18 protein-coding genes and 3 pseudogenes are annotated in these 23732 nt (G+C 65.6%); 14 read left to right on the top strand and 7 right to left on the bottom strand.

From position 1 onward, the window contains the following. The first annotated feature begins 79 nt into the window (after positions 1–79). The 9 genes and pseudogenes from AB8Z38_RS11665 (at position 80) to AB8Z38_RS11705 (ending at position 10116) form a co-directional block, all read left to right on the top strand. Positions 80–1951 carry a methylmalonyl-CoA mutase family protein gene (locus AB8Z38_RS11665; protein WP_369725184.1) on the top strand — a complete coding sequence of 624 codons (1872 nt, stop codon included), beginning with the start codon at positions 80–82 and terminating at the stop codon, positions 1949–1951. Then, positions 1948–2412, top strand: a complete 465-nt coding sequence (locus tag AB8Z38_RS11670) for a GFA family protein (protein WP_369725186.1) — start codon at positions 1948–1950, stop codon at positions 2410–2412. Before AB8Z38_RS11665 ends, AB8Z38_RS11670 begins: the two co-directional genes overlap by 4 nt. After that, complete coding sequence (locus AB8Z38_RS11675; RefSeq protein WP_369725188.1) at positions 2405–2632, top strand: hypothetical protein; 228 nt, start codon at positions 2405–2407, stop codon at positions 2630–2632. Before AB8Z38_RS11670 ends, AB8Z38_RS11675 begins: the two co-directional genes overlap by 8 nt. Further along, the gene (gene scpA, locus AB8Z38_RS11680; RefSeq protein ID WP_369725189.1) at positions 2629–4785 is read left to right on the top strand and encodes a methylmalonyl-CoA mutase; all 2157 of its coding nucleotides are present in this window, start codon (positions 2629–2631) and stop codon (positions 4783–4785) included. Before AB8Z38_RS11675 ends, scpA begins: the two co-directional genes overlap by 4 nt. A gap of 70 nt (positions 4786–4855) precedes the next feature. Beyond that, entirely contained in the window at positions 4856–5632 is a 777-nt protein-coding gene (locus AB8Z38_RS11685) for an RsiV family protein (protein ID WP_369726474.1), read from the top strand. Positions 5633–5806: 174 nt separating this feature from the next. Beyond that, complete coding sequence (locus tag AB8Z38_RS11690; protein WP_369726475.1) at positions 5807–6748, top strand: tripartite tricarboxylate transporter substrate binding protein; 942 nt, start codon at positions 5807–5809, stop codon at positions 6746–6748. Between the two features lie 147 nt (positions 6749–6895). Further along, positions 6896–7885 carry a methylmalonyl Co-A mutase-associated GTPase MeaB gene (gene meaB / locus AB8Z38_RS11695; RefSeq protein ID WP_369725190.1) on the top strand — a complete coding sequence of 330 codons (990 nt, stop codon included), beginning with the start codon at positions 6896–6898 and terminating at the stop codon, positions 7883–7885. Further along, positions 7882–8538, top strand: a complete 657-nt coding sequence (locus AB8Z38_RS11700; protein WP_369725192.1) for a pyroglutamyl-peptidase I — start codon at positions 7882–7884, stop codon at positions 8536–8538. Before meaB ends, AB8Z38_RS11700 begins: the two co-directional genes overlap by 4 nt. Before the next feature lie 208 nt (positions 8539–8746). Continuing rightward, positions 8747–10116, top strand: a pseudogene (locus tag AB8Z38_RS11705) (TIGR03808 family TAT-translocated repetitive protein). 21 nt (positions 10117–10137) lie between these two features. Here the strand turns inward: AB8Z38_RS11705 and AB8Z38_RS11710 are convergent. From AB8Z38_RS11710 to AB8Z38_RS11725, 4 genes and pseudogenes are all read right to left on the bottom strand, one after another. Beyond that, on the bottom strand, positions 10138–10731 hold the full coding sequence (locus tag AB8Z38_RS11710; RefSeq protein WP_369725194.1) for a TIGR03809 family protein: 594 nt from the start codon (positions 10729–10731) through the stop codon (positions 10138–10140). Between the two features lie 480 nt (positions 10732–11211). Beyond that, complete coding sequence (locus AB8Z38_RS11715; RefSeq protein WP_369725196.1) at positions 11212–12969, bottom strand: S8 family serine peptidase; 1758 nt, start codon at positions 12967–12969, stop codon at positions 11212–11214. 16 nt (positions 12970–12985) lie between these two features. Continuing rightward, positions 12986–13680, bottom strand: a pseudogene (locus AB8Z38_RS11720) (hypothetical protein). Then, complete coding sequence (locus AB8Z38_RS11725) at positions 13677–14246, bottom strand: sigma-70 family RNA polymerase sigma factor (RefSeq protein WP_369725197.1); 570 nt, start codon at positions 14244–14246, stop codon at positions 13677–13679. Before AB8Z38_RS11725 ends, AB8Z38_RS11720 begins: the two are co-directional and overlap by 4 nt. Positions 14247–14697: 451 nt before the next feature. Between AB8Z38_RS11725 and AB8Z38_RS11730 the strand changes: the two genes are divergently transcribed. After that, positions 14698–15855 carry a GGDEF domain-containing protein gene (locus AB8Z38_RS11730; protein WP_369725199.1) on the top strand — a complete coding sequence of 386 codons (1158 nt, stop codon included), beginning with the start codon at positions 14698–14700 and terminating at the stop codon, positions 15853–15855. A 63-nt stretch (positions 15856–15918) separates the two neighbouring features. Then, positions 15919–17022 carry a DUF2336 domain-containing protein gene (locus AB8Z38_RS11735; protein WP_369725201.1) on the top strand — a complete coding sequence of 368 codons (1104 nt, stop codon included), beginning with the start codon at positions 15919–15921 and terminating at the stop codon, positions 17020–17022. Here AB8Z38_RS11735 and AB8Z38_RS11740 read toward each other — a convergent pair. Both AB8Z38_RS11740 and AB8Z38_RS11745 read right to left on the bottom strand, forming a co-directional pair. Beyond that, positions 17019–17658 (bottom strand): annotated as a pseudogene (locus tag AB8Z38_RS11740) (NrsF family protein). The gene AB8Z38_RS11735 and the pseudogene AB8Z38_RS11740 sit on opposite strands and share 4 nt — an antisense overlap. Before the next feature lie 2 nt (positions 17659–17660). Next, positions 17661–18206 carry a sigma-70 family RNA polymerase sigma factor gene (locus AB8Z38_RS11745; protein WP_369725204.1) on the bottom strand — a complete coding sequence of 182 codons (546 nt, stop codon included), beginning with the start codon at positions 18204–18206 and terminating at the stop codon, positions 17661–17663. A 287-nt stretch (positions 18207–18493) separates the two neighbouring features. On the opposite strand from AB8Z38_RS11745, the gene AB8Z38_RS11750 reads away from it, so the two are divergent. Together AB8Z38_RS11750 and AB8Z38_RS11755 are read left to right on the top strand one after the other, a co-directional pair. Further along, positions 18494–19162 (top strand): hypothetical protein, encoded by a 669-nt coding sequence (locus tag AB8Z38_RS11750; RefSeq protein ID WP_369725206.1) that lies wholly within the window; start codon positions 18494–18496, stop codon positions 19160–19162. 99 nt (positions 19163–19261) lie between these two features. Beyond that, positions 19262–20041, top strand: a complete 780-nt coding sequence (locus AB8Z38_RS11755) for an enoyl-CoA hydratase (protein WP_369725207.1) — start codon at positions 19262–19264, stop codon at positions 20039–20041. Between the two features lie 178 nt (positions 20042–20219). Here the strand turns inward: AB8Z38_RS11755 and AB8Z38_RS11760 are convergent, their stop codons facing one another. Next, positions 20220–22076, bottom strand: coding sequence for an acetyl-CoA hydrolase/transferase C-terminal domain-containing protein (locus tag AB8Z38_RS11760; RefSeq protein ID WP_369726476.1), 1857 nt, complete (start codon positions 22074–22076; stop codon positions 20220–20222). Between the two features lie 217 nt (positions 22077–22293). On the opposite strand from AB8Z38_RS11760, the gene AB8Z38_RS11765 reads away from it, so the two are divergent. Next, the gene (locus AB8Z38_RS11765; protein ID WP_369725209.1) at positions 22294–23724 is read left to right on the top strand and encodes a TolC family outer membrane protein; all 1431 of its coding nucleotides are present in this window, start codon (positions 22294–22296) and stop codon (positions 23722–23724) included. The last annotated feature ends 8 nt before the right edge of the window (positions 23725–23732 follow it).

Below are 23732 nucleotides of genomic sequence, written 5' to 3' on the forward strand. Positions count from 1 at the left end.
AAAAACAACCGTTTGCAGGGACGGCCGGCCGTGGCAATTTCGCCGCCGAACAACAAGCCGTTCGGGAGCCTTTCGCCGCATGACCTCCGTGACTGACGACCTGCCGTTGGCGGCCGATTTTCCCAAGGCAACGCTCGAAGACTGGCGCAAGCTGGTCGACGGCGTGCTGAAGGGCGCGCCGTTCGAGAAGCTGGTCGGCAAGACCTATGACGGCCTCAAGATTGAGCCGCTCTATTCGCGCGCCAAAGGCGTCGCGCCGGTGGCAGGACGGCCCGCGGCCGCGCCATGGCAGATCATGCAGCGGATCGACCATCCTGATGCGGTCGCTGCAAACGCCCAGGCTCTGCAGGATCTGGAGAACGGCGCCACGGGGCTCGCGCTGGTGTTCGCTGGCGGCAATGGCAGCCACGGCTTTGGGCTGGAACCGACGGCCGATGCGGTCGCAAAGGCTTTGAAGGACATTCATCTCGATGCCGGCATCGGCATCGAGCTCCAGGTCGGCCCGCAATCGCGGATGGCCGCGATCCATGTCGCGGAATATGTGAAGAGCAACGGCATCGATCCCTCTGCCTGCGACATCCGCTTCGGGCTCGATCCGCTCGGGGCCTGCGCGGTGTGGGGCCATAGCCCCTACAGCTGGGAGGAGATCGCTCCCGCGGTCACCGGCGCCATCAAGGGGCTTGCCGCGCTCGGCTTCAAGGGACCGTTCGCGGCAAGCGACGGGCGCGTGATTCATGATGCCGGCGGATCCGAGGTGCAGGAGCTGGCTTTCGTGCTCGCCTGCGGCGTGGCCTATCTGCGCGCCATCGAAGGTGCCGGGATTCCGCTCGAGCAGGCGCAAGGCATGGTTTATGCGCGGCTTGCCGCGGATGCCGATCAGTTTTTGACCATGGCGAAATTCCGCGCACTGCGGCTGCTCTGGGCGCGCATCGAGACGGCGTGCGGACTCGCGCCAAAACCGCTGTTCATCGCCGCCGATACCGCTTGGCGCATGCTGACGCAGCGCGATCCCTATGTGAACATGCTGCGCGCGACCATGGCGACCTTTGCGGCGGGGCTCGCGGGCGCCAATGCGATCACCGTGCTGCCGCATACGCTGGCGCTCGGGCTTCCCGATCCGTTCGCGCGGCGCGTGGCGCGCAACACGCAAGCCGTGCTTCTGGAAGAGAGCAACCTCGCCAAGGTCAGCGATCCCGCGGCAGGCGCGGGCGGCATCGAGACGCTGACCGCGCAGCTGTGCGACGCGGCCTGGGCGCTGTTCCAGGAGAGCGAGACAGCCGGCGGCGCTTTCGCTGCACTTCAGCAGGGCCTGTTCCAGAGCAAGGTCGCGGCCACGCGGAGAGCGCGTGACGCCAACATCGCAAAGCGCCGCGAAGTGCTGACCGGCGCCAGCGAGTTTCCAAACCTGAACGAGCGCGAGACGGCGGTGCTGATGGCGACGCCGATCGCGCTGGCGGCTTACGGCGAGCCAAAATACAAATTCGATGCGCTTCCGCCGATCCGGCTGGCCCAACCGTTCGAGGCCTTGCGCGACAAATCCGACGCGGCTTTGAAGGCGCGCGGCGCCAGGCCAAAAGTGTTTCTGGCCAACTTGGGCACGCCGGCCGATTTCACGGCGCGCGCGACCTTTGCAAAGAGCTTGTTCGAGACCGGCGGCATCCAGGCCGTGGACGGCGAGGGTTTTGTCGATCCCGCCAAGCTCGCGGCCGCCTTCAAGGCCTCCGGTGCCGAGTTCGCCTGCCTTTGTTCCAGCGACACGGTCTATACGGAACACGCCGAAGCCGCGGCGAAGGCCCTGCAAACCGCCGGCGCGCGGCATATCTATCTGGCGGGCCGCCCGGGCGAGGCCGAAGCGGCGCTGCGGGCCGCCGGCGTCACGGGCTTTGTCTTTGCCGGCGTTGATGCGCTTGCAACCTTGCAGGACGCCTATCGACGGATGGAGCAGCCATGACGGAAACCGCAAAACCCGTTCTCACCGGCGGCTGCCAATGCGGCGCTGTGCGCTTCGCGCTGACGGCAACACCGAACAAAGTTTCGATCTGTCACTGCCGGATGTGCCAGAAGGCGACCGGCTCGCCGTTCGCCTCCTTCGCCGACATCAACCGGACGGATTTCGCCTGGACCAAAGGGCAGCCGTCGTTGTTTCGATCCTCTTCGATCGCGGAGCGCGGCTATTGCGCAGCCTGCGGCACGCCGCTCAGCTTCGGCCGCATCGACGGCGAGCGGATCGAGATCATGACCGGCGCGTTCGACAGGCCTGACCGGCTGGTGCCGACGCGGCAATACGGAACCGAATCCCGCCTCGGCTGGGTGGTCGGAATCTCGAACCTGCCGAGCCAGACCACGCAACAGAATTACGGACCGGAGAAGATGGCGACGATCGTCAGCCATCAGCATCCGGATCATGATTGAGGCCCAACGCGTCGAGGCTGCGACTATGATAGGCTATAACATGCTGCGGGCGCTCGGAAGGTTGTTGCATGCGTTGATCGAGTGGGATGTCAGACTCGCGCGGCTGCTCTGGCTCGGAACTGGTGCGATGACGAAGAGCCGCATGGATGATCCCGTCTACAAAGAAAATGTGCAGAGACTGGTCGAGCGCAATCGCAGGTTTGAGGATTCCAAGGAATGAGCCGCATTCCCAATTTCGCAGATGTCGCCTTCGAGCGCATCGCCAGCGCCGAGCCAGCCGGCAGCGCCGAGCCGTGGCTCACGCCCGAGGGCATTCTGGTGCAGCCCGCGTATGGCGAGGCCGATCTTGCCGGGCTCGATTTCCTCGAGACCTATCCGGGCATCGCGCCCTACCTGCGTGGCCCCTACCCGACCATGTATGTCAACCAGCCCTGGACCGTCCGGCAATATGCCGGCTTCTCCACGGCGGAGGATTCCAACGCGTTCTACCGCCGCAACCTCGCGGCCGGACAGAAGGGCCTCTCGGTCGCCTTCGATCTCGCCACCCATCGCGGCTATGACAGCGACCATCCGCGCGTCGGCGGCGACGTCGGCATGGCCGGCGTTGCCATCGATTCCATCTACGACATGCGCACGCTGTTTGCGGGGATTCCGCTCGACCAGATGAGCGTGTCCATGACCATGAACGGTGCGGTGCTGCCGATCCTCGCGCTGTTCGTCGCGGCCGCGGGCGAACAGGGCGTGCCGCCGGAAAAACTCTCAGGCACCATTCAGAACGACATTCTGAAAGAGTTCATGGTGCGCAACACCTATATTTATCCGCCCGCGCCCTCGATGCGGATCATCTCGAATATCTTCGCCTACACCTCCACGAAGATGCCGAAATACAATTCGATCTCGATCTCCGGCTATCACATGCAGGAGGCCGGCGCGACGCAGGATCTCGAGCTCGCCTATACGCTCGCAGACGGGGTCGAATATCTGCGCGCCGGCCTTGCCGCCGGGCTCGACGTCGACCGCTTCGCACCGCGGCTGTCGTTCTTTTGGGCGATCGGCATGAACTTCTTCATGGAAGTCGCCAAGATGCGGGCCGCGCGGCTGCTGTGGGCGAAGCTCTTGAAGCCGTTCAACCCAAAGGACCCGCGCTCGCTGTCGCTGCGCACGCATTGCCAGACCTCGGGCTGGTCGCTGACCGCGCAGGATGTGTTCAACAACGTGATGCGCACGACGGTGGAGGCGATGGCAGCGACGCAGGGCCATACGCAATCGCTGCACACCAACGCACTCGACGAAGCGCTGGCGTTGCCGACCGACTTCTCGGCGCGCATTGCCCGCAACACGCAGCTGTTCCTGCAGCAAGAGAGCGGCACCACTCGCATCATCGACCCCTGGGGCGGCTCGTATTACGTCGAGCGGCTGACCCGCGATCTCGCTGCAAAGGCGTGGGGCCACATCCAGGAGGTCGAGGAACTCGGCGGAATGGCGAAAGCCATCGAGGCCGGCGTGCCGAAGCTGCGCATCGAGGAGGCCTCCGCCAAGACGCAGGCCCGCATCGATGCCGGCAAGCAGGCTGTGATCGGCGTCAACAAGTACAAGCCGACCGACGAAGCCCCGATCGACATCCTCAAGGTCGACAACACCAATGTGCGCCGCCTGCAGATCGACAAGCTGATGCGGCTGAAGTCCGAGCGCAACCAGAAGGACGTCGATGCCGCGCTCGCGGCGCTGACGCGCTCGGCCGGGGAAGGCAACGGCAATCTGCTCGCGCTCGCGATCGACGCGGCGCGGGCGAAGGCGACCGTCGGCGAAATCTCGGACGCGCTGGAAAAGGTGTTCGGCCGGCACCGCGCCGAGATCAAATCCATCACCGGCGTCTACAAGCGGGAGGCGTCCACCATGGGCAACCGGGTCGAGAAGGTTCAGGCGCTGATCGATGCCTTCGAGGAGGCGGAAGGCCGCCGCCCGCGCATCCTGGTCGCAAAAATCGGCCAGGACGGCCACGACCGCGGCCAGAAGGTGATTGCCTCGGCGTTCGCCGATATCGGCTTCGACGTCGACATCGGGCCGCTGTTTGCCACCGCCGACGAGGCCGCGCGACAAGCGGTCGAGAACGACGTGCACATCCTCGGCGTGTCCTCGCTCGCAGCCGCGCACCTCACTGCCGTGCCGGAATTGAAAGCCGCGCTGAAGAAGCAGGGCCGCGACGACATCATGATCATCGTCGGTGGCGTGGTGCCGCCGCAGGATTACAACGCACTCTATGCGGCCGGCGCCGAAGCGATTTTCCCGCCGGGCACGGTGATCGCGGACGCGGCCGAAGAGCTGATCCGCAAGCTGAATGCCCGGCTCGGGCATAGCGAGGCGGCAGAGTAATTCCGCCGCCTTCCGACATTCATTGGAGATTGATGTGAGATACCATCGTGCAACGGCGCGCGCGGGACTTCTGCGTACGATTGCGATCCTCTCGGCGGTCACCGCGATCGGAATAGCGTTTCCTTCCCTCGCCGCCGATCCCAAGCCCGACGCCGTCATCAAGAACAGAAACATCGAGGCCCGCGTGTTCCTCGACGGCAAGATCAAGGCGGATACGGCGCTGGCGGCGGATTGCCTCGCCGACGGCAAAAAATGGCTGGACAAGAACGCGGCCGACGCAGCCGCCACGCGCAGGCAGGATCCGCAGTTCTTCGAGAATGGCGGCTGGGATTTCGAGCGCAAATATTCGACCCGCTCCGTCGTTGCCGACCGCTATGTCAGCATCCTGCGCGACGACTACATGGACACCCACGGCGCCCATCCCAATTCCGACGTGAACACGATCCTGTGGGACAAGGCCGAGAACAAGCGTATCTCGATCCGCCCGTTCTTCACCGAGACCGCAGATAATGGTTCGACCATGAAGGCGATGGTGAAGGCCGTGATCGCCTCGCTCAGGGTCGAGAAGAAGAAGCGCCAGACCAGCGAGACCGCGACCGACGAATGGTTCAAGGGCGTCGAGCCGAGCCTGCTCAAGATTGGCGCGGTGACGCTCGCGCCTTCAACCGAAGCGGGCAAGAGTTCCGGCCTCACCTTCCACTATCCACCCTATGCGGTCGGGCCCTACGCCGAGGGCGAATATGTCGCTTTCGTGCCGTGGGAAGCGTTGAAGCCCTTTCTCACGGCGGAAGGCGCACGCATCTTCGCCGGTGCGCGGCCAAAGGACGACGCGAAGGAAGCGCAGTGATTGCCGTAGGCTCGAAGCAGACCGTTTGCGCACAGCGCCGTGGTGCTGCTGCTTGCGACACCGGCGCAAAGCCGCATAGAATGTCACATCAGCAAGAGCCCGATTCCCGAGGGCGCCGCCGGGAACATCCATGTCGGAATCACGCGCCGCAGCTTTGCGGCCTCTACTGTGGCCATGGCCGCTTCAGCTCTTCTCAACCCAGCGAGCGCGCAAGTCTATCCGGCGCGGCCGGTGAGCTTGATCGTGCCTTGGGGCGCCGGCGGCGGAACAGATGCGACCGCGCACATCGTCGCAACGCTCCTGGAACAGGAACTCGGCCAGCCCTTCAATGTGGTCAACCGCACCGGCGGCTCCGGCGTCGTTGGTCATGCCGAGATCGCGACCGCGCCGCCCGACGGCTACACGATCGGCATGCTGACCGTCGAAATCTCGATGCTGCATTGGCAGGCCCTGACCCATCTGACGCCGCGGAACTTCACGGCGCTGGCGCTGATGAACGAAGACCCGCCTGGCATCCAGGTTTCCACCTCCTCGCCATACAAGACGCTGCGGGAGCTGATGGATGCCATCAGGGCGGCGCCCCCAGGAAAGTTCAAGGCATCAGGCACGGGGCAAGGCGGCATCTGGCATCTCGCGCTCGTGGGCTGGATGCGCGCGATGGGATTGCCGGCGAACCAGGTCTCGTGGTCGGCGTCGAATGGCGCAGCACCGGCCATGCAGGATCTCGCCGCCGGCAGCCTCGATCTCACCACCTGCTCGGTGCCGGAGGCGCGAGCCACGATCGAGGCCGGTCAGGCGCGGAGCCTCGCGATCATGGCGCCCCAACGTAATCCAATCTTCCCGGACGTCCCGACGCTGAAAGAGGCGCTCGGCGTCGACTATTCCACCAGCTCGTGGCGCGGCATCGGCGCGCCGAGAGGCCTGGCGCCGGCGGTCGCCACCCGGCTGAGCGCGGCCTTGAAGAAGGTGTACGACTCCCACGTCTTCAAAGAGTTCATGACCAGCCGCGGCTTCGGCACCGTTTGGCGCGATGCCAGCCAGTTCGCAACCTTCATGGACCAGGCCGATGCTCAGATGGGGCAGGCCATGAAGGCTGCCGGTTTTGCCAAGGCTTGAATAAAAAAGCTTGAATAAAGAGGCTTGCATCAGACGGCTTGAATCGGAAGGCCTGATTTGAGGCTCATCCCTGGGCGCGCGACCTGCGGCAACAGCCTTTGAGCTGAGGACCCTCGCCTGCTTCCCCCGGCCGTTGTAAAGCAGGGCATGGTTGAGAAGAAGGCTTCCCTGGACGTCAAATCCCTCGCCCGCGACCTCCGTGGCGGCAGCCGCGCGGCGCTGGCGCGGGCCATTACGCTGGTCGAAAGCCGGCGCGGCGATCACCAGGCGCTTGCGCGCGAACTGGTCCAGATGCTGTTGCCCGAGACCGGCAAGGCGGTTCGCGTCGGCATTACCGGCTCGCCCGGCGTCGGCAAATCCACCACCATCGACGCGCTCGGCATGTATCTCATTGAACGCGGTCACAAGGTCGCGGTGCTCGCGGTCGATCCGTCCTCGGCGCGCAGCGGCGGCTCGATCCTCGGCGACAAGACGCGGATGGCGCGGCTCTCGGCATCCGACGACGCCTTCATCCGCCCCTCGCCGGCCTCCGGCACGCTTGGCGGCGTCGCCGCGAAGACGCGCGAGGCGATGCTGCTGTGCGAGGCCGCCGGTTTCGACCTCGTGCTGGTCGAGACTGTCGGCATCGGGCAGTCCGAGACAGCGGTCAGCGACATGACCGATTTCTTCCTGGCGCTGATGCTGCCGGGTGGCGGCGACGAGCTGCAAGGCATCAAGAAGGGCCTGGTCGAGCTCGCCGACATGATCGCGATCAACAAGGCCGACGGCGACAATCTCAAGCGCGCCAACATCACCGCCGCCGACTATCGCGGGGCGCTGCATATCCTGACGCCGCGCTCCGAGCACTGGCATCCGCCGGTCGAGACCTATTCGGCGCTGACGGGCGACGGCATCGCAAAGCTCTGGCAAAAGATCCTCGATCACCGCACCGCGATGAACGCGTCCGGAGAGTTCGCGGCGCGCCGGCGCGAGCAGCAGGTGAAATGGATGTGGTCGATGCTGGAGAGCCGCATGCTTTCACGGCTGCGCAGCGAGGCCCCGGTCCGGACCAAGGTCAGGGAGATCGAGGCCGAAGTCGCCGACGGCCATCTCACACCGGCGCTTGCCGCCGAGCAGATCATGGAGTTGCTGCAATGAGCGACAAACTCCGCGTTCTCCTCACCGGCTTCGGACCGTTTCCCGGCGCGCCCCATAATCCGACGCAGCCACTGGTCGCGCGGCTGGCACGGCTGCGCCGCCCGGCATTGCACGATGTCGAGATCGCGAGCCACATCTTTCCGGTGACCTATGCCGCGGTCGATCGGCAATTGCCGGAGGTGCTGGCTGCGCAGAAGCCGGACGCGCTGCTGATGTTCGGCCTCGCGGCGCGGACCTCCTACCTGCGCATCGAGACCCGCGCGCGCAATGCCGTCACCATGCTCTGGCCCGACGCCGCCAACACCCGCGCGAGCAAGCGCGGCATCGCCACCGATGCGGATGCGATGGCGTTCGGCCCGCACACCGCGCGGCTGCTGCGCGCCGCACGCCTCACCGGCATCGATGCGCGCCCCTCTCGCGATGCGGGAGCCTATCTCTGCAATTATCTGAGCTGGCGCGCGATCGAGAACGTGAGGAGCGGCAGACCGCAGCTGGCTGCGTTCATCCACATTCCGCTGCTTGCGCGAAGCGGCGCGGTGCGGCGCAAGGGCGCAGCCCGGATCACGCTGGAGGAGCTGGTGGATTCCGGCGAAGCCATGCTGATGGAGATGGTGCAATTGGCGCGGAAGGCGAGGAACACGCAAGCTTCGTAGGATAGGCAAACAAAGGCGCCCTTGCGCCGTGCCCACCATCTCGTTCGGTCTGCGGTGAAAGTGGTGGGCACGCTTTCGCTTTGCACACCCTACGGCACCTCGGCCTGGGTAAACATTTAACCCTACCGCGAACAATCCTCACCGCCCCGGCCGCGCTGCGCTACCTAATCCATCGCGGACACGGCCCGCGTCCGCGCAAGGACGCGTCATGAACCTCAACCGTCGTCATCTCATCGGAGCTTCGACCGCAGGCATTGCCGGTGCGCTGGCCATGCCGGCCGACGCCGCACGCGCGGCGCCGCTGACATCGCTGCTTGGTCGCGATGCGACCCAATATGGCGTACGGCCCGGCAGCAGCGAGGATCAGACCCGCGTGCTCCAGCGCGCCATCGACGAGGCCGCGCGGGCGGGGATGCCGCTGGCCCTGCCGCCGAGGTCTACCGCAGCGGATTGCTGCATCTTGCCAACGGCGCGCAACTGATCGGCGTGCGCGGTGCCACCAAGTTGATTTTCACCGGCGGCGCCTCGGCGATCCAGAGCGAGGGCTCCGATGCGGTCGGCCTCACAGGCATCAGCTTCGACGGGAGCGGCATTCCGCTGCCGACGCGGCGCGGGCTGATCCATGTGCTCGGAGGCCGCGACGTCCGCATCACCGATTGCGAGATCACGGGATCCGGCGGCAGCGGCATCTGGCTCGAGCAGGTGTCCGGCGACATCTCCGGCAATATTTTCGCCAACATCGCGGTGACGGCGATGGTCTCGTTCGATGCCAGGGGCCTCAGCGTCGCGCGCAATACCATTGCAGGCACCAACGACAACGGCATCGAGATCCTGCGCACCGCCATCGGCGATGACGGCACGCTGGTCGCCGACAACCGCATCGAGGACGTCAAGGCCGGTCCCGGCGGCTCCGGCCAGTATGGCAATGCCATCAACGCATTCCGCGCCGGCAATGTGATCGTGCGCGGCAATCGCATCAGGAACTGCGACTATTCCGCGGTGCGCGGCAATTCGGCCTCCAACATCCACATCACCGGCAACAGTGTGAGCGACGTGCGCGAGGTTGCGCTGTATTCCGAGTTTGCGTTCGAGGCCGCGGTGATCGCCAACAACATCGTGGATGGCGCGGCCGTCGGCGTCTCCGTCTGCAATTTCAACGAAGGCGGCCGCATCGCGGTGGTTCAGGGCAACATCATCCGCAATCTGATCCCGAAGCGGCCGATCGGCACCGCGCCGGACGATGACGCCGGTATCGGCATCTACATCGAGGCGGATAGCTCGGTGACCGGCAACGTCATCGAGAACGCGCCGTCCTACGGCATCGTCGCCGGCTGGGGCAAATATCTGCGCGACGTCGTGATTTCGGGCAATGTGATCCGCAAGGCACTCGCCGGCGTCGGTGTCTCGGTCGTGCCTGGCGCGGGGACTGCGCTCGTCAACAACAACATGATCTCGGAAACGCCACGTGGCGCCGTGGTCGGGCTGAACCATGCGCGTGCCGTGACCGCCGATCTGTCGGCCGACGGCGCGCAGAAGTTCGCGCAGGTCGTGGTCGGCGGGAATGCGGTGCGGCAATAGGCGGGACGCCCCGCCCGCGCGTCAGAATGTATTCCGCAGCAGTGGGTACTTCGCCTCGATGCCGTCGAGGCTGAAGGTGAATTCGACCGTGCGTTCGGGGGCCGCGACGGTTTCATCGGCTGGCCGCGTGAAGGTTTGCAAGAACGACGCGATCGACGCCACCGGCGCAATCAGAGCCGCTGGCATCGGACCGGCCGGGGCGACCGGCGCAATCGGCGCCTCGACGATTTCGGCCAGCACGTCCGGCTCCGGCTCGAGCCTGACCGGAACGGAGGTCTCGGGCGCGATGTGCACGGCCTTCGGCTGCACGGTCTGGACCTGCTCGCGCGGAAACACGCGCGGCATGGTCGCTGGCGACCACCCGAATGTGGAGGTCACGCTCGCGGCGGCCGCGGCGACGTCCCCACCATTCGCAAGTGCGCGCCAGGTCTGAACCGCGCGCTTGGCCTCCTGGATGTTTTCAAGGAATGCGAGCTCCGAGTGATAGCGGCGCCAACGGCCGCTCTCGAACATCTCGGAGAGATGTTCCAGCCGCTGTTCGGCGAGCGCGCACCAGCGCGCCGCAATGTCAGGGTCGCAAGCCGCGGCGCGACCAAATTCTTGGCAATGTGTCATGAACCAGCCCGTGAGGAGAAAAATACGGACGCGGGGACGCAACGCGCACGAATCAATTTAGACGCGACATGAATATTTTGTGGAAAAGTTTTGACTTGTCCAGCAACGACACCGATTTCATCGTCGATCACCGTAGTCGTGCGGAGTTTCAAGGGGTTTTGGAGTCAAGCTTCGCACAAGCATAGCGCGCCTGCGGCAGCACGGCCGAGCGGCCATGCGCCAGCGGCGATGTCTCGACCGCAAGCTGATTTCGCACGTACTTCAGGAAATGAGACACCCCAAAAGAAAAGACCCGTCCGGGGGGACAACCGGACGGGTCGAGCCATATGGGCGCTTGGGGTGGATGGGCGCTCGCGCCTAATATGACTGATGGGGAGGGATGACCGCTCCCACATATTTAGGTCGTTGGCAGAGGGTTGAACGTTCAACGCGGCGTCGGATTTTTTGAGCTTCGCGTCGCGTGCAAGTTTGCCGCAGGCGCTATCGCGTCGCCGGCCTATCCGCCTGAGAAATCGCAGATTTATCGCCTGCACTCGATAGCGAGGGTTGGTCGATTGCGCGGACGCCGGGCTCGTCGCGACGCTTGTCGACATCTTCACGTTTTGTTGTACCGGACGCAGCCGCAACCGGCGTCGCGCTGTCGGCCGGAACGGCCATGACGGCGGCAAACGCGTCGGCCTCGCCGTCGCCGAAGAGATCGTCACGCCCGGGTGAACCGAGATCGCGCGCGGTCTTCGCCAGCGTCACGCGCAGCGCTTCCGGCTTCAGCGCGTAGTCGCGCTCAAGCAGCAGCGCCGCGACCCCGGAGACATAGGCGGCCGAGAACGAGGTCCCCGAGGTCATCTGGTATTTGCCGTCCGGCGCCGGCAGGAAGATGTCGACGCCGGGCGCGGCCAGCGCAACGTAATTGCCGCGGTTGGAGGCGGTGAACAGCTTGTCCTGCTGGTCGGTCGCGCTGACCGCGATCACGTTGGGATTGGCTGCGGGATAGAGCGGCGGCGATTTCGCGCCGGCATTGCCGGCGGCCGCGACCAGCACCAGGCCCCGCGCGGCGGTCGCAGCGATGGCGCGCTCGATCACGGCGTCCTTGGGGCCGGCAAAGCTCATATTGACGATCTGCGCGCCGTGCTCGGCGGCGTAGTTCAGCGAGCGCAGGATGACGTAGGACGAGCTCTCGGCGGCGCCCGTGGTTCCGCCGAAGGCGCGGATGGCGATGATGCGCGCCTCGGGCGCGCTACCCATCAGCCGGGCATGCGCGACGATCGCGCCCGCAATGCCGGTACCGTGGATGTGCGGACCCTCGGTGCTGCCGAGCGCGTCGAAATTGTCGGCGATAGAATCGGCGAGCTCGGGATGTTTGCCGTCGATCCCGGAATCGATCACCGCGACGGTGACATTGGCGCCGTGCGCCAGGGTGTGCGCCTGCGGCAGGCGCAGCTTTGCCAGCGCGTATTGCGCGGGATCGCCCTCGGTCGGCACCGTCGACTTCTGGTCCTGGAGCACGTAACGGAAGTTTTGCTGGACCGAGCGTACGCTGCCGTCGGCGGCAAATTCGCGCCGAACCGTCTCGGAGGGCCGGCCGTCGGTGATGCGAAACAGGCCGATCGTGGCTCCGATCAGCGGGACATTCTCGGATGTAATGCGCGCAAGGCCGTGCCGGCGCGCAAGCTCGTCGGCTTCCGTCGGCGACAATGCGCTGTCGATCTCGGCCACCAATTCATTGGCGAAGCTGCGCAGATTTACGGCGACCGTGGTGGTATTGCGACGTCCACTGCCGGCGTTCTTCCCGGCCGATTTGCCGGAGCCGTCGCCATCCGCGTTCGCCTGCCCAAGACATTCGCCGTCGGCACCGCGATAGGCCGCAGCGCAGGCCGGATAAAGGTTCGGCGAGTAATGGGCATAGGGCAGCACGGAGATGGGCGCCATTCGCGCCGAGATCCGTGGGGCGGTGGTGATCAAGTGAGGACCGTGGTCGCCGCCCCCGACCCTCGCGGCCACGCCGGGGCCGACCCTGGCCGCCACGCCGGGACTGACCCTGGCGGCTACGCCGGGGCTGACGCGCGCACCGACACTCGGAGAGACGGTCGGAATGCGTGAGGGAACACTGATCGTGGGCGTGCGCATGATCGCCTGGGCATGCGCGACCTCGATACCGAGACAGGCGGCGAGCAGGAGGGCCGCTCCGGCCGAGGAAGCATAGGCCGCGGCTCTTACCCCATTCTCGGACTTGCGCGTCATCGGTTTAGCGGCGCGTTCAAGGCGCCGCCACGGCGAGGTTGACGAACTTCTCGCGCTGCATCTTGCCGAGCAGCGCGGCGAGCTCGTCCCGGCTCATCGCCCTGTCGAACTGGAGGCGGAACATGCCGCCCTTGGCATCGCCAATGATCGAGGCCTGGTAGCTGTCGAGCAGCGAGGTGACGTCGGCAACGCGCGCCTCCGGCGTGAAGCGCACCAGCGCCCGCGCAGGCGCGGCGGTCGCCCCAAGCTCGCGCGTGATCGGCGCGCTGGTCGAGAGCGAGGCGGTCTGGAACGTCGTGGTCTGCGTCTTCATCAGCACTGCGCCGATGATGCCCGCCTGGAGCAGGAGCGCGATGGCGCCAAGGCTCGCCGACCAGGCCAGCGTGCGCGGCGACAGGCTCGCGAAAAAACTGGAGATGCGGGCCGACAGCGGCAGCGAGCCGGACGCCCGCGCAGGCTCGGCATCGATCGCCGCGAACAGTTTTTGCATCGCGCGCGCCGAGGAGCGCCCAAACTCTCGTTCAGATGGATGGTCTCTTCGTACTCGCCGCGGATCGCGGCATACTGCCTGGCAAGCTCCGGATCGCTGGCGAGCGCTTCCTCGACGCGGCGGGCATCGCGCGCGTTCAGCGTACCGGCGGCGTGCCACGGCAGCAGCATCTCGATCTCACTGGGCTCTCGCTCCAGCATCTTCTTGCTCAATGCCATCATGGCCAGCCTCGCTCAATGCCGGCTGCCTTCAGCAGTTCGGCCAATTTCTTGCGCGCATAGAATAAGCGCGTCTTCACAGTGTTCTCGGGTATGCCAACGATTTCGGCCACCTCTTCCACGGACTTCTCGTGGTAGTAGACCAGATCGATGATTTCCCGATGGTCCGGCGAGAGGCCCGTCAGACACTCCCGCAACGCTTCACTGGTATCCTTCTTCTGCACCGCCGTTTCTGGATTGTCGGACGAATCCTCGATCGCATTGGCGGCCTCGTCGTCCAACTCAAAATCCTTCCTGCGCCGAAGCGCAGACAGGGCCTTGAATCGGGTGATTGCCAGCAGCCAGGTGGAAACGGCGGATCGGCCCTCGAACTTGCCGGCTTGGCGCCAAACGTCGAGAAACACCTCGCTGATGAGGTCTTCCGCCGCCTGCTCGTTGCGAACGAGCCTGAGGCCGAAGCGATACACCCTGACATGGTGCCGCCCGTACAGCACCTGCATGGCGAGCCGGTCGCCTTGGGCGATCCTGGCGATCAGGACCTCGTCCGTAGCCGCCTGTGTCACGCTCAAAGGCCGTCTCGCAAAGTAGGTCGGGGCGACGCGGCGGACGGTTCGACGGCAGGCGCTAAATTCTTCAAGCTACCGCACTCATACGGGGACCTGTGTGATCTACCCCACATACGCGCATTTTCCTTGTCCCACCCGGCGACCAGCCGCCTCGTTCCAGAACGGTAACATAATACGGAACACTTTCCTGCGGATGCCATTTTCCTGCGGGTCTCGTTGGCGGACGCAAATGGCCCGATCGATGCCGATCCATAACACAGCCCTGTGCAGCTTATGTCGCACGAAGCCGGGTTTGGTCCGCCATATCGGCCGCGATACCTAATTGGCCGCAAATTCCGCGCCGCGCAAAGCACTCACCCGCGCCGCCCACCGGGGGATTCGGTGCGAAAGGATACCAAACCTAAAGGCTTGCCACGTAGATTTTTTTCGGCTGACATCCACCATTGGCGGGACCATGAGCACGGCCGCGACGTCATTTCCGGAGAGGAATGCCGCTGAAGTCGCGGATCTCGTTCTGATGCACGAGGCGGCGGCGCCGCAGGTGGTGGCGCGCCGGGTCCGGCAGCGCCGCCAGATGTATCTCGGCCAGGTCGTGAGCTATTCGCTCGGCGCTTCTGTGCTGCTGCTCTACGCCTATGACGGTGCCGTTCACATGAACGTTCCGTCGCTGTTCTGGGTCGGCGGCCTCCTGATCATCGGCATCTTCGTCGTGATGTCGGAGGCTGGCGTCGGCGACAGGCACAAAGACCACTATCTCACCGTGTTCCAGATCTCGGCGCATATGGCGCTGCAATTCATATTCCTGGTCTCGGTGCCGACGATCGGGATTGCCTTCATCAGCGTGCTGTTCCTGATCTTCGCGTTCGGCACGCTGCGCATGACCTCGACCCAGGCAATGCTCACTTGCGCGATCGCGACCAGCGCGCTCGCGGCCGTATTCCTCGCCTCCGACCTGCCGATCGGCATGCCCGTCGCGACCAGGCTCCAGCGCACCGCCTCGATGCTGTGCTTCGCGCTGGTGATCGGCCAGTGCGCCTTCCTCGGCCTGTTCGGCGCCACGTTGCGCAAGATCCTGTACCAGCGCAGCATCGAGCTGAAGGAGGCCTATCGGCGCATCGAGGAGCTCGCCGAGCTCGACGAGCTGACCGGCTCCTACAACCGGGGCTGTATCATGCGGCTTCTCGACGCCGAGATCGAACAGTCTCGGCAGGCGGCGGCGCCGTGCGCCATTGCGCTGATCGACCTCGACTGGTTCAAGCGCATCAACGACGCTCACGGCCATCCCGTCGGCGACGAGGTGCTGCGCACCTTCGCCATCACCATCTTCGCCAATATCCGTCCCGACGACCGTTTCGGCCGCTACGGCGGCGAAGAGTTCTTGCTGCTGCTGCCCGGCACTCAAGGCGACGCCGCATCGCGCATGCTCGAACGGCTGCGCGGCATCGTCGCCGAGCTCGACTGGAGCGCCTTCTCCCTCGGCTTGCGCGTGACCATTTCCGCCGGGGTCGTGACGCTGCGCGACAACGATACTGCCGACACGTTTCTCGCGCGCGCCGACAGCGCGCTCTATTCCGCCAAGGCGCTTGGGCGCAACCGCATTGCCACGAATTGATCAATCCATTTGCTGTCGGCGCGCCAGAAGCTGCGGCCGGACCGAACGCTCCAGGACAGGGCTATGACATCCAGATCCGCCGTGACAACCGAGAATCTGCTCGACGAATTGCAGGCCGCGCTCTCGCACGGCACCGTTGCGCGCCGGGTCGAAACGCTGCGCCGCGTCACCGATCTCTTCATCAACAACGCGGTGGATTATTCCGACGAGCACACCAAAGTGTTCGACGACGTCTTTCAGTGCCTGATCGTGCAGATCGAGACCTCGGCAAGGGCTCTGCTCGCCGAGCGGCTTGCATCGATCGGAGCCGCGCCGCCCCAGATTATCCGCACGCTCGCGCTTGACGATTTCATCGAGGTCGCAGGCCCCGTGCTGTCGAAGTCGGAGCGGCTGGACGAGACCACCCTGATCGAGATCGCGCGCAGCAAGAGCCAGGCGCATCTCAAAGCGATCTCACAGCGGCGGGTGCTTTCGGAAGCGCTGACGGACGTATTGGTCACGCGCGGCAACGGCGAGGTGGTGCAATCGACGGCTGCAAATCCGGGCGCACAGCTCTCGGAAGGAACCCTCATCGATCTCGTCACCCGCGCCGAGCGCGACGACGACCTTGCCACCTGCATCGGCCTGCGCCCCGACCTGCCGCGTCATCACTATCTGAAGCTGGTCGCGAAGGCCTCGTCGAGCGTGCGCAAGAAGCTCGAAGCCGCCCATCCGGAGCTCGCTGAGGAGGTATCGAGCGCGGTCCAGGAGGCGGCCCAGCGGATCCGCGCCGCCAACATGACCAGGCAGACCGAGATGGCACGCGCCCTGGTGAAATCGCTTTATAACGACGGACGCCTCAACGAATTCCAGGTCGCGACGTTCGCCGAACAGGGCAAGTTCGACGAGACCAATGCGGGGCTCGCGGCGCTCGCAGGCGTCTCGGTCGAGGTGGCGGAGAACATGATGATCGAGAGCCGCACCGAGGGCGTCATGATCCTCGCCAAGGTCGCCGGCATGTCGTGGTCGAGCGTGCGCGCGATCATCGCGATGCGTGAAAAGCTCTCCGGCGGCTCGCATACGGACATGCTGACGGTGCGCGACGCCTATGAAGCCCTGCGCAGCTCGACCGCACAACAGGTGCTGCGCTTCCACCGCATGCAGCACGGTGCGACGCCGGCGGCCTAGTACCGCAACACCCTGGAGCCGACCGCAGCGCCGATCGCCGTGACGATCGCGGTCGCGATCGTGTACCAGGTGGCGACGAACAACGGCGAATCGTCCGTGCAATGCGAGGCGTAGAGGGTCGCGGCGAGCCCGGCCGACAACAGGCCGGCGAGCGCACCGGCGAGAGCGGGCCGCGACGCGCGCGCCGTGGCGGAGGCCGAACAGCGCGCCCGCGAGCAGCGGCAGCGACATCGCCGGGATCGCCGACAGGCACCACCGCGAGTTCTTGCCCACGAGCCGCATCGTCATTGGCATGGCCGGCGCCATCATCGCCTCGCTGCCGATCGCGACCGCAAGCAGTCCGACGGGGAGCAGCAGGAGCCAGCCCCAGCCGCGCATCAAGGCCTCCGGCCGCGACAGATGCAGGCTGATGATGATGGCGGGGATCGCAAGCGACAGCGTCACGGCAAACTTCATGTCGAAGAACGGGTTGTGCATGGCGCTCATGACGTCGGGCCGCACGCCGAGGAAGGTCGCGAAGATCAGGATCGACAAGGGTGCCGCCACCAGGAGCGCCAAGGTCAACATCGCGCCGACGCGGGGGGCGCGGTGAGGGTTGTCGGCCGCAAGCGTGCGGATGAGTTGGTCGGTATCCATGACTAGTGGTCCCGTAGTTTGGCCGTCAGGGCCGCAAGCCCCCGATGCAGCGCGACCCGAACCGCACCTTCGCTCATCGAAAACTTCGTCGCCGTATCCTTGATCGAGCTGCTGTCGACCGCGATCGACTGCAACACGTCGCGCTGGCGCTGCGGCAGGGCGTTAAGCTGCGCTGCAACCTCGCCCGCAGAGGCCGTCTCCTGCGGAGTCTCGCCCGGCAGCGTTTCGGCGAAATCGTCGATATTGACGAAGACGCGCCTGCCGCGCCGCCTGAGCGCATCGATCAGCTTGTTGCGGCCGATCGCGAACAACCACGGCGCGAAGGGCGCTTCGCTGTCCCAGGTGTGCCGCTTCAGATGCACCGCCAACAAAATCTCCTGCACGATATCCTCGGCTTGATCGGGAGGCTGCCCGGCCCGCGCCAGACCCCGCCTCGCGGCGGCGCGCAGCACCGGCGTGACCGCCTTCAACAGGCGATGATACGCCGCATCATCGCCTGCCATGGCCGACCGCATCAGGCCGGTCCATTCGTCCTCACGTCCGCGCACGCGCGCCCTCATCATGCAATTCGGCCGCTCTTTCAGTTTGTTACGCCGGCACCTGCCGTGATCACGAGATCGTGATCACGGCAGGCCCGGCATCCCGTGCGGCCACAAAAACCCGAGTGGGGCTCATAACACCGATCGGTGCGCGCTGCACCCGGCTGCCGGTCGGCGATCGGGTTTGCCGCGTTTTTGCCCGGTCTAGCCCGAAGATTCCCATTTTTTGCCCCGTTGTCGTCATGCGCCGGGGTCTCTGTTCGCTTCGGGATGGGTGAATTGGGGAGATCGTCAACATGATGAAAGCCAGCGGGCGCGCGGCATCGATTGTTCTGGCCGGACTATTCCTGCTGTTCGGAGGCGCCGCACAGGCCGCGCCGAGCTCGGGCGCAAGCTCGAAGCCGGACAGCGCAAGCAAGCAGGCCGACGCGGACAAGTCGAGCCAACCGCGGCGCCACACGTCTCACCGCCACACCGGCACCAAGTCGGCGCAGAAATCCTCCGACGACAAAGCGGACAAGAAGGACGCCGCGCCGCAGACCGACGAGGCCAAGGCCGGCAATGACGTCCCGGTCTCGAGCCAGATGCCGCCGGACGTGGCCAACGCCAATGCGCAGCTCGCCACCGCCGACACGCCGACTTCGGCCGCAGCCTCCGCGATGACGGGCCGCGCCAACGACAATGTGCAGGCAGCCGCCGATAATACCGCCGCCGCCCCGGGCGCCGAGAACCAAGTCGTCCCGCCCGACCAGCTCAACGATATCGATCGCGCCCTGCAACAGGACAACCCGGCCGCGCAGAAGGCGGTGATCGCCGCAACCGACGCGCAGCCGCGTCCGGCGCCGGTGATGGCGAGCAGCCAGCCGAACTCGGCCTGGGACCAGAGCTCCCTGATCGGCAAGATCTTCATCGGCGTCGGCACGCTGCTGACGTTGGCCTCTGCCGCGCGCATGTTCATGGCCTGACAGGCCCCGGGGCGCGCATATCTCCCGGCGCCCCGGCCCCCTTGAAGCCCACCGCGCCAGCGGGCAAATTGCCCGCTCAATCAAAAGCGTGGGTGGAGCATGAGCACGTTCGAACACATCATCGTCGAGAGCAAAGGCGCGGTCGGCATCATCAAGCTGAACCGGCCGAAGCTGCTCAACGCGCTCTCCTTCGGAGTTTTCCGCGAGATCGCGGCCGCCGTCGACGATCTCGAGGCCGATGACGCCATCGGCTGCATCGTCGTGACCGGCAGCGAGAAGGCCTTCGCGGCCGGTGCCGATATCAAGGAGATGCAGCCGAAAGGCTTCATCGACATGTTTTCCGAGGATTTTGCCGCGATCGGCGGCGACCGTGTCGCGCGCTGCCGCAAGCCGACCATTGCCGCGGTCGCGGGCTATGCGCTCGGCGGCGGCTGCGAGCTCGCGATGATGTGCGATTTCATCATCGCTGCCGACACCGCCAAATTCGGTCAGCCCGAGATCACGCTCGGCACCATCCCCGGCATCGGCGGCACCCAGCGCCTGACCCGCGCGATCGGCAAGTCCAAGGCGATGGATCTCTGCCTCACCGGCCGCATGATGGATGCAGCCGAAGCCGAGCGAAGCGGCCTGGTCAGCCGCATCGTGCCGGCCGACAAGCTGATGGACGAGGTGATGGCGGCGGCCGAGAAAATCGCCGCGATGTCGCAGCCCGCGGCCGCAATGGCCAAGGAGGCGGTCAACCGCGCCTTCGAAACCACCCTCGCCGAGGGCATGAGCGTCGAGCGCAACCTGTTTCACGCGACCTTCGCGCTCGAAGACCGCTCCGAGGGCATGGCCGCCTTCATCGAGAAGCGCAAGCCGGTGAACAAGAACCGGTAGGGTTCTCTTCGGTCGTCCCGGCCTAGTGCGCAATTGGGCACGGGGGCCGGGACCCATACCGCGGAGTCTACCGATGGTGAACGGTAGAAGTACCGAACGACTAGCCTTCGCCAAACTACTCCCTGGGGTTATGGGTCCCGGCCCCCGTGCGCAATTGCGCACTCGGCCGGGACGACACTTAGCTGCGGCTCTGCGCGAGGGCCGCGCTGACCAACGCGCGATAGAAGCGCTCGCTCCAGGTCTTGGGCTGATCGAGGCCGAGTCGTGCGAGGCAGGCCGCGTCGGCAGTGTCGGGCGTTCGTATCAGCCCCTGCCACAGCAAGCCTGCGAGCGCCCGCGGCGATCGTTGTGCGCCTTGCAGAATCTCCAGCGCCGGGATGAGGCGTTGCTCGACCTCGGTGAAATCGCAGCCGAACGGAAACCGCGGCAGCAGCCCGGCGGCGCGCGCAGGCTTGAGCGCAGCCGCGATTCGCTCGGGATGGTTGTCGCGGTGAGCGGACGGGATCTCATAGCCGCGCGGCAATTTGCCAGCGTCCTTCGCGACCCGCGCCAACTCATCCTGGAAGCGTGAATCCGCAATCGTCAGCATGCTCGCGATCACGTCGGCATCCGACTGTCCCCTGAGATCGGCAACGCCATACTCGGTGACCAGGACATCACGCAGATGCCGCGGGATGGTCTCGTGCCCGTAGCGCCAGAGGATGTTGGATTTCAGCTCTCGGCCGGCTTGCCGCGTCGCCTCGAGCGTCAGGACCGATCGCGCCCCCTTAAGCGCGAAAGCCTGCGCCACAAAATTGTACTGCCCGCCGACGCCGCTCACCACCTGCCCGTCGTCGAGGCCATCGGAGACAGCCGCGCCCAGCAGCGTCGCCATCATCGTGTTGTTGATGAAGCGAGCATCGACCCGGGCAAGGCGCTTTTGCTCCTCCTCGCCATAGAGCTCGTTGGTGAACGACACCGGCATCATCTGGATCCGCGCGATCTGGTCCGGCGGCATCTCGCGCAACGCGCGATAGAAGGATCTTGGACCGAGAAAGAAGGCGCCGTGCAGCACCACACCGTCGACGGCGCGTCTGAGAATACCGGCGTCGATCAGGCCGATGAACGCCTCTGTCAGCATCTCGCTGACGCCATAGAGGCCGGTCTCGAAGCTGCCGGCTTCCTGCGCCACAGCCGGTCGCGCCGGTGACAGCCGGGTTATGACGTCATGAAAAGCTCCGCTGTCGCGATGGCGCAGGATCAGGCCCTGCGCCAGTGCGTCGCCGATCTGCCCGATGCCGATCTGGAGCGTGCCGCCATCGCGGACCAGCGATGCCGCGTTCAGGCCGATGGCGTATTTGGCGTCGGAGATCGGCTCCGACGGTGGCGCGAACAGGGGGAAGTCCGTCGCCGCACTCTCCAGCACCGCGCTGAACTCGTCGGCCGGAAGATCGCCCGCGCCCGGCATGAACGGTAGCTCGGAATTCACCTGTGCTATGAGCTTGAACGACGCACGTCCGGCGCGCCGCTCGCGCAATACGTCCGGCGTCGTGTCCGTGTTGCAGGACAGGCTGTAGCGCGGCGCACCGTCAACGACGCGTTTCGCCACCAGTTGCGTCACCACGTTGAGGCCGCGCGCCAGCAGGTAACCGGCCGCGTGGGTATAATTGGCCGAGATATAGTTCTGCTGCGCGACCGGCACGTGCAGCCAGCGTCCCGCTAGAAAGAAAAATTCGACGACGTTGATGTTGGATGGCAGCCGGCCCTCGCGCAGCGCACTGGCGTAGGCTAGATCGGGATACAAGCCGAACAGCCGCTCGATCACGGGCGTGATGAAGCGATGCTCAATCAGGCCAGTGGGTCTCGGCTTTTCCAATGTCAGCGCCGAGAGCAGTGTCAGCTTGATGTCAGGATCGGCGCAGGCCCGCGCAAAGAGGGCGTTGACGACATGATTGGCCTTGCCAAGGCCAAGTGGGAGACCGACCACCAGATCGCGGCCGACGTCGCGAATGATCTCCTCCGCAAGCGCATCGGGGTCGGAGAAGAGTTTCGGCATCATCCGTGGGGTCCGGACCGCATGACAGGCACCTGACAGAATGGGACTGCGCGATTCTATAGCGCATTTGGGAAGGGGTTGGTGTGTGACGCACCTGCAACAAGCACGGATTTCATGGGGGTTTCGCCCGCGGCAGTTTGCCTGCGGGACCGGCGCTGGTTAAACAGGTAAGAGGCGCCGTCGGCGGGGGCGGACAGCCGGGATTTTGCGGGATTACATGATTGGGCGTACCGCCAGAGCTGGTCGCGTGACGACGCGACGTCGATCGGGCGTGGGTCCTGTCCTCGCGACATGGACGACGCTGGCGTTTTGCTGCGCCCTGCCCGCCGCGGCTTGGGCGGAGGCCCTGCCCGACGCTCTGGCCAAGGCCTACCAAACCAATCCACAGCTCAATGCCGAGCGTGCGCGGCAGCGCGCTACCGACGAGAACGTACCGCAGGCACTGGCCGGCTACCGGCCGCAGATCGTGGCGAGCCTCAGCGCCGGACTGCAAGCGGTTCGCAATTTGCTGCCGGACAACACCATCCAGACTGCAAATCTGAAGCCGTGGGTCATCGGCGTCACCGTGACGCAGACACTGTTCAACGGTTTCAGGACCGCCAACGGCGTGCGGGCTGCGGAACTCCAGGTGCAGTCAGGCCGCGAGGCGCTGCGCAACGTCGGGCAGGGTGTGCTGCTCGATGCGGTCACCGCTTACACCAACGTGCTCGCCAACCAGTCCCTGGTCGAGGCCCAGCGCTCCAACGTCGCCTTCCTGCGCGAGACGCTGTCCGTCACCCAGCGCCGCCTCAATGCCGGCGACGTCACGCCGACCGATACCGCCCAGGCCGAAGCACGCCTCAATCGCGGCCTTGCCGATCTCAATGCAGCCGAAGTCGCGCTTGCGGTGAGCCAGGCGACCTACGCCCAAGTGATCGGCAATGCACCCTCGGCGCTTCGGGCCGCCGAGGTGGTGGACCGCTACCTGCCGAAGAGCCGCGAAGATGCGATGACGATGGCGATCCGCGAGCACCCGGCCGTGATGGCCGCGGGCTTCGACGTCGACGTCGCCTCCACCAACATCCGCGTTGCCGAAGGCGCGCTGCTGCCGAGCGCCAGCGTCCAGGGCAGCGCCAGCAAAAGCCGCAACAACGACCCGACGCTCGGCACCTTCGCCGAAGACCAGGCCTCGATCGTCGCCAACGTCACCGTTCCGATTTATGACGGCGGCCAGGCCGCCTCGCAAACCCGCCTGGCCAAGGAAGTCACGGCGCAGAGCCGGCTCGTGCTCGACCAGGTGCGCAGCCAGGCGCGCACGGCGGCTATCAGCGCATGGGTGGCCAATGAAGGCGCCAAGATCGCGGTGTCGGCCTCGGAGTCCGAGGTGAAGGCGGCGACGGTCGCGCTTCAGGGCGTGCAGCGCGAGGCCGCCGGCGGACAGCGCACGACGGTCGACGTGCTGAACTCGCAGGCCGATCTGATCCAGGCCAAGGCCCGCCTGATCGGCGCCAGCCGCGACCGCGTCATCGCCTCCTACACGCTGCTCAGCGCAGTCGGCCATCTCGACGTCAAGACGCTCAGCCTGAACACGCCGGACTATCTGCCAGAGGTGCACTACCATCAGGTCCGCGACGCCTGGCACGGCCTGCGCACGCCGTCCGGGCAGTAGTCGTCCGC

Origin of the sequence: Bradyrhizobium sp. LLZ17 (assembly GCF_041200145.1) — a bacterium.
Taxonomy (GTDB): domain Bacteria; phylum Pseudomonadota; class Alphaproteobacteria; order Rhizobiales; family Xanthobacteraceae; genus Bradyrhizobium.